The organism is Comamonas sp. A7-5 (assembly GCF_039581385.1).
GTDB classification, from domain to species: domain Bacteria; phylum Pseudomonadota; class Gammaproteobacteria; order Burkholderiales; family Burkholderiaceae_C; genus Comamonas; species Comamonas thiooxydans.
The window spans coordinates 1-9,403 of record NZ_JBCPWO010000032.1; the positions used below are offsets into that span (position 1 = coordinate 1).

Sequence of the window (9,403 nt, forward strand, 5' to 3'; positions counted from 1 at the left end):
GGGCGATACAAGCCTGTCGGGGCACGCATAAGTCAAACAAGCGCCCTCAGCACATGTTGCGCTTTCCTGAAAGGTGGAGTTTGCGGTGCATGGTGCACTCCCTGTAGGTTTATCGGGTATGGGTGAGCAGTACCATATGAACAGCGGGCCAAGTGCCTTCCATGGTGCCGTTATGCAGCTAGTCGCCGCATATTCCCACACCCGCAGCAGCGCACCACCAGGAGCCAGTGTTTAGCAGGTTGGCAATGTCGGTATAGAGTCAGCGTTGGGCTGTGGCCTGCATGCTGGCCGCATCGGGCCACCCAGTTGCGCAAAGGCCTTTATCAGGATAGCTGTTACCGAGGCTGCATCCTCTTCCACATGTGCCTCGCTTCATCTGTCGCTGGCGTGCAGCAGCCAGGTTTGGGGGCCGATGGAAATGCCTGTACCTGGCAGCAATGGGCGCTATTGAGGAACTCGGATGACACGACTCAGATCTACGCCGAGACTTTGAGCCTTTAGCAGCAGCAAATGAAGTTGCTCCTCTGGGATGGACTTCTGGCGCGACAGCAGCCAAAAGTAATCCAGGCTACCGCCAATGACCAGAGAGGTCTGGTATTCGTCTAGGCTGACAACGTTATAGCCGCCGTAAAACGGGCCAAAAAACGAGACTTTCAGTGCGGCTACATTGGACGGTCCTAAAAATTGGGCTTTCCCCTCGGCTTCGCGCCATTCCTGCTTGCGCGCGTCAAATCCTCGATTCAGCACGGAAATGCTGCCATCCGCGTTGAGCTGATAACGTGCTACCACTTGGATCAGATTTTTCTCAAAGTGGTGATCAATGCGGGCCAGCTCATACCAAGTTCCAAGATAACGATTGATATCGAAATGGCTCACCGGATCTACCCCACGAGGTACAGATACGGCGCAGCCCGATAAAGCCATCTGGGTCCCTACAAAGACGGCCGCTAGCGCTGTAGCGCGCATGAAAGAGCTTCTTGAAATATGCATAAAGCGCCTCGACAGTGTGAAGTAAACAGAGACCACGGCAGGCTCTGCTGTACGAGATTCAGGCTAAATGGCAACAGTGCATCGACGTATGCGCACTTGAAGTGCAGACGGCTGCGGGTGATATCACATTCCGGTGACACGACGTACCGCCGAGAAATACCAGCTGTCGGGCAGGCAGCGCATGAGCTTTACCCAGCGGGTGAAGCGACGGGGAAAGTTCATTTCGAAATGCCCAAGCTTCCAGCCGCGCAAGATATGCTGAGCCGCTTCTTCAGAGCTGATGAGGGCTGGCATCTTGAAGCTGTTTTGTGCCGTTAACGGGGTATCGACAAAACCGGGGTTGATGATGGAGACGCCCAAGCCCCGAGGGTGCAGATCCAGATAGAGGTTCTCTGCCAAGTTGTTGAGTGCGGCTTTGGTGGGGCCATAGGCCAGCGACATGGGTAGTCCCCGGTAACCGGCTACACTGCCGACCAGAGCCAGGTGACCACGTCCTGCGTCCAACAGCATCGGTATGACAGCGTCCAGCAGTTGCAGGGCACCGACATAGTTGACCGCCAGATGCTGCTTCATCTCAAGCAGGTCGAAGGCTGTCGCGCGTTGCGGTCTGTACCTGCCTGCGCAATACAGTACCAGATCCGGCGCCCCTGCATAAGCTTTCACCGTCGCAGTGGCCTCAGCCATGGTCTCGGGCTGGGTGACATCCAGCGGCAGGACCAGAAAGCCGCTGCGGCCCAGGGTCAAGGAATGCAGGGCAACTGCATCTCTGGCCGATACGATGACCCGAGCGCCTTGCGCATGTAGAGCCTCTGAGGTGGCTCGCCCTATGCCTGAAGAAGCGCCGACTATCCAGGCACATTTCCCTTGCCAGTGGGACAGCGGCGGATTGAGCCTTGCGTGCAGCAGCGACATCGCACTTACTCCTTGACGAAGGACAGAGTCACATCGCCCAGATGGACACCGAATTTGCTCATGGCTGCACGGTTGAGCATGGTGCGCCCATCCATCAGATACATCCAGTCATCCATACTCACGTTCCAGACCTTGCCGTTCACTGGCAGGGCCAGCACATAGTTCCAACGGAAGGCGTTGCCAGCCGTCTGGCCCTGAGCCTGTCCCACCACGTCGTCTGCGTTTCCGCTATAGCGGCCATCACCCAGATACTTCAGGTGCCAGATGCGCTGCTGCGTGCTGCCGTCGCTGTAGACAAAGTGCTCGTCGAGCACACCTTCGTCGCCGTTCCATTTGCCTGTCATGCGCACAGTGAAGCGCTTGACCACTTTTCCGGATCTGTCCGTGAACAAGCCGTGAGCGGTCAATGGTCCGTTGAAGTACTGACGCAGATCCAGTTCTGGGCGCTCCTGGGCATATTCCTGCACAGACGGACCCGCGCAGCCGGCCAGCATTCCCATGAACGTCAGTCCTATTGCGGCGCGGCGCCAAGGCAGGAATGAGAAAGTACTTGTCATGGATTTCATTTCAGTCTCCAAGATTGGTGCAGGCGCTCGCCACGCCACAGGCAAGCCCAGGCCATCAGTTTGAACAGGCAGGGAAGGGCTCCATATGCCAATGCCAGTGCCTGCAAGCCGGCAGGGTCGGTCGTGCCGCTGCGGTATCCCATTGCGGCAAGAAGCGGCAGGCACAGTCCAGCTGCCAATGCCAGATTGAGCTTGGCAGCACAGGCCCACCAACCTAGATAGCGTCCCTCTGCAGAGCCTCCTTGGCCAGACTCGTGGATGACGCCGGTCAGTAAAGCCCCAGGCAGCGCCAGATCTGCCCCGAGGGCCAATCCGCTTGTCAGACAGATGATGGTGAAGATCCAGCTGTCGCCGGCCCCGAGCCAGGGGGTGATGGAAAATGCGACCACGCTCGCCAGCATGCCGGCGCGCCAACTGGGCGCCAGCCCCCAGCGCGAGACAGCCTTCACCCACAGTGGCAATCCCGCAGCGGCGGCACCGAAATAGCACAATAGAAGTAGTGGCTGCAGATCCGGTGCCTGCAAGCGATCCATCACGAAGAACGGCAGCAGTGTGGCGGGTATTGCTGCTGCCACGCCGTTGAGCATGAATACAGATAGCAGTCTGCGAAAACTTGCGTCCGCCCATGGTGAGGGCTTAGCAGGCTTGGTGTGCAGTTGCACGGTGGACGCCGGTATCGCACTAGATCGTTGCAGGCTATGCAGCCCCAGCAAGCTCAGGGCAAGCGCCATCATGAGCACCATGCTGGTTGCATCAAAGCCCAGCCAGGTGGGCAGCACGCTGGCTAGGAGTACGCCAGCGAGAGTGGAACCTTCGCGCCAAGCGGTCACGCGCGCGCGCCAATCAGGCTCACCTCCCCAGCGCGTGCCCCAGGCCTGGTGCAAGATGCTCACGGCGCTATAGGCCAGAGTGCAGAGCAGCAGACTGGCAGCCAGCCAGCCCAGCAGACTGGCTTGGCTGGCGTTTGGAGGATGCCACAGCGCAGCGAAGCCCAATGCCATGAGCACGCTGCCGAGCACCGCGGCCAGCCATGCGGCACGCAGCCCGCTTTGCAGCAGGCGATCGGCCATGCGTCCCAGGGCTGGGTCAAGCACCGCGTCCAGAGCGCGGGTGGCAAGCAGTACCGCTCCCAGGCCAGCCAAGGGCACCCCGGCGACCGCTGCATAGTGATGAGGCAGGTTGACATACAGCGGCAGCGACACGAATGCCAGCGGCACGCCGAGACCTCCATAAGCGAGCCCCACACGCCAGGGCAGCGGCTTGGATGGAGCTGAGCTGGGGGAGGGCATGGTCTTTGTCTCCTCAGCGCTTGCCCAGCAGTGCAGCGCGTAGGCCAGGCGCCGAAGTTTGATCAGACAGCCAGATGCCAAAAAACAGGCGCGCGTACTCTGCATCCTGCAGGCGTGCAGTTTCGCGTCCATTGTGGAAAAAGCTCACATCGCCGGCTCCGTCAGTCACTCCCAGCAGTCGATCCTGCACAGCGACATCAGGAAAGGCCTTCTTCATCATCATCAGCCATTGGCGTGCCTGTGCTTCGGAGAAGCTGCCCACGCGCCGCATCTCGGCCACCGATCGCTCGGCGATGGCCTCACCCTCCAGCTTGCGGTCATAGACCAGTTCCAACGCGAACGGCTGGCGTGCATAGTCCGCCGGCTCGAAGTCCGCCTGCGCCCAGAGACGGGCCTCGTAGACCCGCAGACCAAAAAAGCGCAGCACGCCGCTTCCAATCAGGCGCGCCGAGGGCAGGGTGGAGCGCAGCTCCGCAGGGGCGGCAGGCGTAGCTGCCAAGAGGTTGTGGGTCATTAGTGTCATAGTGGGAGCAAGAAGGCTGGCGCTCCAGACCAGGGCTTGGCGCCGTCGAATGTCATGCATGGTCAGGCCTGCGCAAAGTGAACTGGACCACATCGGTGTTGCCCGTATCAAAGGCCGCTTCGCAATAGGCCAGGTAAAACCTCCAAATGCGCGCAAAGCGCTCATCGAAGCCCAGGCTTCGCACCTCATCAAGGCGCTGCTCAAAGGCGTGACGCCAGCGTCTGAGCGTTTCGGCATAGTCCTTGCCAAAGCGCATCTTCTTTTCCACCGTCAGGCCGGCGCGTTGGGCCTCTTGCTCGAAGGCCGTAACGCTGGGCAACAGACCGCCCGGGAAAATGAACTGCTGGATGAAGTCGGTGGAGTGCAGATAGCGCGCAAACAGGTCTTCGCGCAGGGTGATGGATTGCAGGCAAGCGTAGCCGCCGGGCTTGAGGCAGTCGCGTAACGCCTGGAAATAAGTACGCCAGTATTCATGCCCGACAGCCTCGAACATCTCGATGGACACAATGGCATCAAAGGGCTGTGCTGCATGTTCAGCCGCCAGATCCCGGTAATCCTGGTAACGCAGGTCGACCTGTGCCTGCAAGCCTGCTTGTGTGATGCGCTGCATGCCCCACTGCAGCTGCTCGCGCGACAAGGTGACGCCGGTCACCTGCGCGCCAAATTGCGTGGCGGCCGTCTCTGCCAGCGCCCCCCAGCCACAGCCGATTTCCAGCAGGCGCTGACCAGGCTGGAGTCCTGTCTCACTCAAGGCACGTCTTATTTTGGAGCGCTGTGCCTGCTCCAGGTCGGTCGCTTGCAAGGGCGTACCGCTGAGCCCTTCGAACCAGGCAGAGCTGTAGCTCATGGTGGGATCCAGCCACAGCCGATAAAAATCGTTACCCAGGTCATAGTGGGCATGAATGTTTTTGGCGCTGCCCGCCCGCGTATTGCGGCGAAGCAGGTGGCGCAGCCTGAAGCCCAGGCGACCCCACCAGTGGCCGTACACCAGTTGCTCCAGGTGATCGCGATTGCTGATGCAAAGACGCAACAGGGCACTGAGGTCAGAGCTGTCCCATTGGCCCTCGATATAGCCCTCGGCCAGCCCGATATCGCCCGAGCTCAGGATGCGGTCCAAAGCTTCCCAGTGCTGGATTGCACAGCGTGCATCTGCTTCCGCTGTGATCTGCTTCGGGAAATGGCGCACTCGTCCATCAGGCAATTGCAAATCCAGTTGGCCGTGCGGCAAATGCTCCAACAGCTTCATGACGCGACTGGCGCTGCGTGGCAGGGAGCGCGTTGAACCGGCGGACTTGCTCAGTAGGGGGACAGTGGTCGTGTTCATCGTGTTACAAAGCGCTTGGGCGCAGGTGGTTTGCGATGGAAAGGAAGCCGCTTCGCCCAAAGGCGGAGTGCCTGCCAGTGGATGCGGAAGATGACTCCGAGTGTCATCAGCGGCGTGCCGAAGAAAGCCTGGCGCACTGTGGAGGTGTTCAAGGGATGCAGTGTCCCTTCGACGCCCGTGCGCAGCAGCGGCCCTGTCTCGTCGTAGAGATCCACGAGCGCCAGATTGGTGCTTTCACTGCGTTTGAAGCGGAAGCGATACTCTCCCTGGGTCTCGCAAAATGGTGAGACATGAAAGCACTTGTGCGCCACATGCTCGCAATCCCAGGCGAGCTGAGGTCCTGCGAGAAGATAGGCATGACGCTCACCAAAGGTGTTGTTGACCTCGGCCAGGATTGCTGCCAGCGTGCCATCTGCTCGGTGTGCGTACCAGAAACTCACCGGCTTGAAGGCATAGCCCAGCACGCGGGGAAAGGTATGCAGCCAGATTTCTCCATCTGCATCCCGGATACCTTCTTCCTGCAACAGCTTTTCGAACCAGGCCAAAGAGTCGCAGCTGCCGTCGCCATGATCGCTGTCATGAAAGCTGAGCCAGCCGCGCCGATTGCGCCGCAGCACTGCAACCGGATGCTCACGCAGGCTTCGCATGGGAAGCAGTAGAAAATATCCGGGGTAACGGAATGCATGCTCGACTGGCCGAAGCCGGCGATGCCAGATATGGCCAAAGCCAATCAGAGGAGGAACGCTCATAGAGCTTCCTCCAAGATGGCCCCTGGGAGCACTGGTTGCTGTGTGTGGCTCAGAGAGTGGAGCACTCCATCGGCAGCTTCGAGACCTGAGCGTAAGCCATCTTCATGAAACCCATAGCCACACCAAGCGCCACAAAACCAAGTATTGCGCCTACCTTGTAACTCACCAACACGCTGTTGTGCAAAGATCGCAGCCTGGTCGAAAACAGGGTGGCTGTACTGAATACGCGCATGAACTTTGTTGTCGGCAACTGGTCGAGTCGGATTCAGTGAAACCAGTACGGGTTGCTGCCAAGGCAGGGGCTGTAAACGGTTGATCAGATAGTGCAGACAGACACCGGCATTCTCTGCGCTGAGGGAGGGTGCACGTTCGTAGTTCCAGGCCGCCCAGGCTGCCTGGCGTTGCGGCAGCACGGCTGTATCGGTATGCAGAACTGCTTCATTGGGCTGGTATCGAATTCCACCTAGCACTGCACGCTCCAACGGTGTCGCATCTTGACCCAGCAAACGCAACGCCTGGTCACTGTGGCAGGCCAAAACAACCGCATCAAAATGCTCCGACCCATGGGGCATCTGCAGCATGACCCCATGCATATCGCGCTTCAAACTCAGCACTGGGGTATCCAATCTGGTTTCATGGCGACCATCCTGCTTAATTCGGGCAATCACGCGACGCACGTATTGCTGAGAACCGCCGCGCACGGTGTACCACTGAGGCCGATGTGTGACCTGGATCAGACCATGGTTGTGGCAAAAGCGAATCAAGGTGGCGACGGGAAAGCGCAGCATCTGATCCGTAGGGCAGGACCAGATGCATCCAATCATGGGCAGCAGATAGTCGCTGCGAAACGCTTTACCGAAGCCATGCTGGTCCAGAAAGTCCTCTATTGACGTATTGAGCTGTGCCTCGATCTGGCGTTCTGCGATATCTGAGGTCAGGCGGTTGAAGCGCAAGATCTCGAGCAGCATGCCGATAAAGCGGGGACGCAGCAGATTTCTGCGTTGAGCGAAAACTCCTCCTAAGGAGCTTCCGCTCCACTCAAGTCCGCACCTGCCATCGACGCTGGGCACTTGAACTGAAAAAGACATCTCGGAAGGTGCCGTTTCCACATTGAGTTCACTAAACAGCTGCGTGAGCATGGGGTAGGTACGATGATTGAATACTAGGAATCCTGTATCTACGCCATGGCTTACATCATCAAGGCAGAGCTCTAACGTGTTGGCATGTCCGCCGAAATGGCTGGTCGCTTCGATTAAGCAAACGCCGTGCGATGCTTGGGTGGTAGCCAGACGAAATGCGGCGGCCAGACCGGATATACCCGAACCGATAACAGCTATACGAGGCATGAAAGCTCCTTGAAGTATTGGGTGAACACTCAAGAAAACCGAAAAGATCAAATCTTGAACTGCTTAGTTCAAACTATAAACCTTAAATTTCAAATTTGCACTACCTGGTGTGCAAGATGATCTTGTGCGTCCTAAAATGTTGGCTATGAACGCTCGGTCAACAATCAAAGAACAAATTCAACGTGTACGGGAAGAGGCTGTCGTGGCGGCGGTGAACCGCCTTTTGGCGACTAAGGGCTACGACGCGATGACGGTGGATGAGGTCGCTGCTGAAGCAGGAGTCGCCAAGGCCAGTCTGTACAAGTTGTTTACTTCCAAAGAAGAGCTAGCCGGCGCAGCGATGGTCGGCGTGCTGGATCGTGCTTTGAGTTTTGTGGATGGCTTGCGCCGAGAGGCCGAGCAGGTAGCCGAATCCGGTCAGAGCACTCCTGCGCTGGATCAGCTCAAAGCAGTCGTGCGGTGGGCTATGCAAACGCAACTGGAAGGACAAATGCCCTCACTTCCGGCGCAAAATTCGAGTCTCAGCGCCTCATTGCAATCGAACGACGAGTACATGGATCGACTCATTGCGTTGAGCAATAGGCTCAGTACGTGGATTACCGAAGCCCAGACAGGTGGTCATTTGCAATTGCGACTACCTGCTGAACTAGTACTCTACACTCTGTTCGCGCGCGCCTGCGATCCGGTCGTGGCATTGCTCAAGGAGTCAGGCCAATACACGCATGACCAGATCATCGACTGGGTAACAAGCACGACTTTCGATGGTTTGGCCGTGAGATAGCGCTGCTCTCTCTTTGCTTTAGGGTTCGGAAGATTCGGACGATATTGATGGTGGGAAAGCCATCTCTTGCCATCGTGGCAAAGATCGCCTCTAACGCCAATTGCTAGGATGCAGAGCCATTCGTGTGTACTGACTTTGCAGGCGCCGAAACCCTACGGCGCAACCAGCGCATCAAGACCCCAAGCAACGGCAATTTCTCGTACAACTCTTCTGCGGTGTCCCAGTAATCACGGTGGTGTGTTACGCGGCCTTCGCAATCGAAGCAAACAGAAGAAGCGCCGCGAATGCACTGCTCAACCTCGGATCGCCAGTGACCCAGCCGAAAACGGAACTCCCATTCCAGAAATGCTCGATGGCCTTGCACCAGAGTCTGGGTAACTACAAAGTGTGGCTCCTGCAACGAGGAAAACATGTGTTCAAAAATGCTGGCGATCGCTGCCACCCCACGAACTTCGTTGAAGGGATCTTTGAAGTAGGCATCCGCCGCATAATACGCGTCAAGCCGTTGTAGATGTTCTCCTGTCAGCCCTTCGTAGAACTCGACAAGCCTCTGAACAGCAACCCGACTGTCGTGGTTGCACGAAAATTTGTCCACATTCATTGACTACTACCTGATGGTAAGCGCGTTATTAGGACAAGGCGAGCATAGAACACAGGCTTTAGGAAGCAGGCTTAACTTGCAACTCCCAAATAATAGTAGTTGCTCTGGTATGGCTAGGAGACTTTACTGTGCTCTACCGGGACTCATTTAGGACTGAGTTTTCCCTAGGCGGATTTGCCGCCTGGGGCGAAGCCAGCTAGATGAAGAGGAGTATTCTTCCATCTTACCGGCCTGTGGACATAGAGGTCCACATTGTTGAGTTCGTAGTTGTGAGTGTTAGAAGTCGCTGCACGAACATCGAATTTCGTGAGCTCTAAGGAGG

10 protein-coding genes are annotated in these 9,403 nt (G+C 57.6%); 1 reads left to right on the forward strand and 9 read right to left on the reverse strand.

The annotated features are described in order from the left end of the window. Positions 1-444: 444 nt before the first annotated feature. The 8 genes from AAIL67_RS24385 to AAIL67_RS24420 all read right to left on the reverse strand — a co-directional run bounded on the left by AAIL67_RS24385 (position 445) and on the right by AAIL67_RS24420 (position 7,699). Positions 445-966, reverse strand: a complete 522-nt coding sequence (locus AAIL67_RS24385) for a lipocalin family protein (RefSeq protein WP_343485365.1) — start codon at positions 964-966, stop codon at positions 445-447. Between the two features lie 147 nt (positions 967-1,113). Next, on the reverse strand, positions 1,114-1,902 hold the full coding sequence (locus AAIL67_RS24390) for an SDR family NAD(P)-dependent oxidoreductase (protein WP_012838016.1): 789 nt from the start codon (positions 1,900-1,902) through the stop codon (positions 1,114-1,116). A gap of 5 nt (positions 1,903-1,907) precedes the next feature. Next, a complete protein-coding gene (locus AAIL67_RS24395; RefSeq protein WP_343485366.1) occupies positions 1,908-2,468 on the reverse strand; it encodes a DUF3833 domain-containing protein in 561 nt (186 codons plus the stop codon). Next, a complete protein-coding gene (locus AAIL67_RS24400; RefSeq protein ID WP_343485367.1) occupies positions 2,465-3,757 on the reverse strand; it encodes an MFS transporter in 1,293 nt (430 codons plus the stop codon). The genes AAIL67_RS24395 and AAIL67_RS24400 overlap by 4 nt, the downstream gene beginning before the upstream one ends. Positions 3,758-3,770: 13 nt before the next feature. Beyond that, positions 3,771-4,340 carry a chalcone isomerase family protein gene (locus AAIL67_RS24405; protein WP_343485368.1) on the reverse strand — a complete coding sequence of 190 codons (570 nt, stop codon included), beginning with the start codon at positions 4,338-4,340 and terminating at the stop codon, positions 3,771-3,773. After that, positions 4,333-5,604, reverse strand: coding sequence for a cyclopropane-fatty-acyl-phospholipid synthase family protein (locus AAIL67_RS24410; RefSeq protein WP_343485369.1), 1,272 nt, complete (start codon positions 5,602-5,604; stop codon positions 4,333-4,335). Before AAIL67_RS24410 ends, AAIL67_RS24405 begins: the two co-directional genes overlap by 8 nt. Continuing rightward, positions 5,601-6,353, reverse strand: coding sequence for a DUF1365 domain-containing protein (locus tag AAIL67_RS24415; RefSeq protein ID WP_012838021.1), 753 nt, complete (start codon positions 6,351-6,353; stop codon positions 5,601-5,603). Before AAIL67_RS24415 ends, AAIL67_RS24410 begins: the two co-directional genes overlap by 4 nt. Continuing rightward, positions 6,350-7,699, reverse strand: coding sequence for an FAD-dependent oxidoreductase (locus AAIL67_RS24420; protein WP_343485370.1), 1,350 nt, complete (start codon positions 7,697-7,699; stop codon positions 6,350-6,352). The genes AAIL67_RS24415 and AAIL67_RS24420 overlap by 4 nt, the downstream gene beginning before the upstream one ends. Positions 7,700-7,844: 145 nt before the next feature. Between AAIL67_RS24420 and AAIL67_RS24425 the strand changes: the two genes are divergently transcribed. After that, a complete protein-coding gene (locus AAIL67_RS24425) occupies positions 7,845-8,480 on the forward strand; it encodes a TetR/AcrR family transcriptional regulator (protein ID WP_034408419.1) in 636 nt (211 codons plus the stop codon). Positions 8,481-8,583: 103 nt separating this feature from the next. On the opposite strand, the gene AAIL67_RS24430 is transcribed toward AAIL67_RS24425, so the two are convergent. Then, positions 8,584-9,081 (reverse strand): nuclear transport factor 2 family protein, encoded by a 498-nt coding sequence (locus AAIL67_RS24430; RefSeq protein WP_343485371.1) that lies wholly within the window; start codon positions 9,079-9,081, stop codon positions 8,584-8,586. Positions 9,082-9,403 lie beyond the last annotated feature (322 nt).

What these genes read in the sequence shown, in the direction of transcription:
- AAIL67_RS24385 (WP_343485365.1), bottom strand. Translation starts at nt 966, where the DNA reads ATGCGCGCTACAGCGCTAGCGGCCGTCTTTGTAGGGACCCAGATGGCT.
- AAIL67_RS24390 (WP_012838016.1), bottom strand. Translation starts at nt 1,902, where the DNA reads ATGTCGCTGCTGCACGCAAGGCTCAATCCGCCGCTGTCCCACTGGCAA.
- AAIL67_RS24395 (WP_343485366.1), bottom strand. Translation starts at nt 2,468, where the DNA reads ATGAAATCCATGACAAGTACTTTCTCATTCCTGCCTTGGCGCCGCGCC.
- AAIL67_RS24400 (WP_343485367.1), bottom strand. Translation starts at nt 3,757, where the DNA reads ATGCCCTCCCCCAGCTCAGCTCCATCCAAGCCGCTGCCCTGGCGTGTG.
- AAIL67_RS24405 (WP_343485368.1), bottom strand. Translation starts at nt 4,340, where the DNA reads ATGCATGACATTCGACGGCGCCAAGCCCTGGTCTGGAGCGCCAGCCTT.
- AAIL67_RS24410 (WP_343485369.1), bottom strand. Translation starts at nt 5,604, where the DNA reads ATGAACACGACCACTGTCCCCCTACTGAGCAAGTCCGCCGGTTCAACG.
- AAIL67_RS24415 (WP_012838021.1), bottom strand. Translation starts at nt 6,353, where the DNA reads ATGAGCGTTCCTCCTCTGATTGGCTTTGGCCATATCTGGCATCGCCGG.
- AAIL67_RS24420 (WP_343485370.1), bottom strand. Translation starts at nt 7,699, where the DNA reads ATGCCTCGTATAGCTGTTATCGGTTCGGGTATATCCGGTCTGGCCGCC.
- AAIL67_RS24425 (WP_034408419.1), top strand. Translation starts at nt 7,845, where the DNA reads ATGAACGCTCGGTCAACAATCAAAGAACAAATTCAACGTGTACGGGAA.
- AAIL67_RS24430 (WP_343485371.1), bottom strand. Translation starts at nt 9,081, where the DNA reads ATGAATGTGGACAAATTTTCGTGCAACCACGACAGTCGGGTTGCTGTT.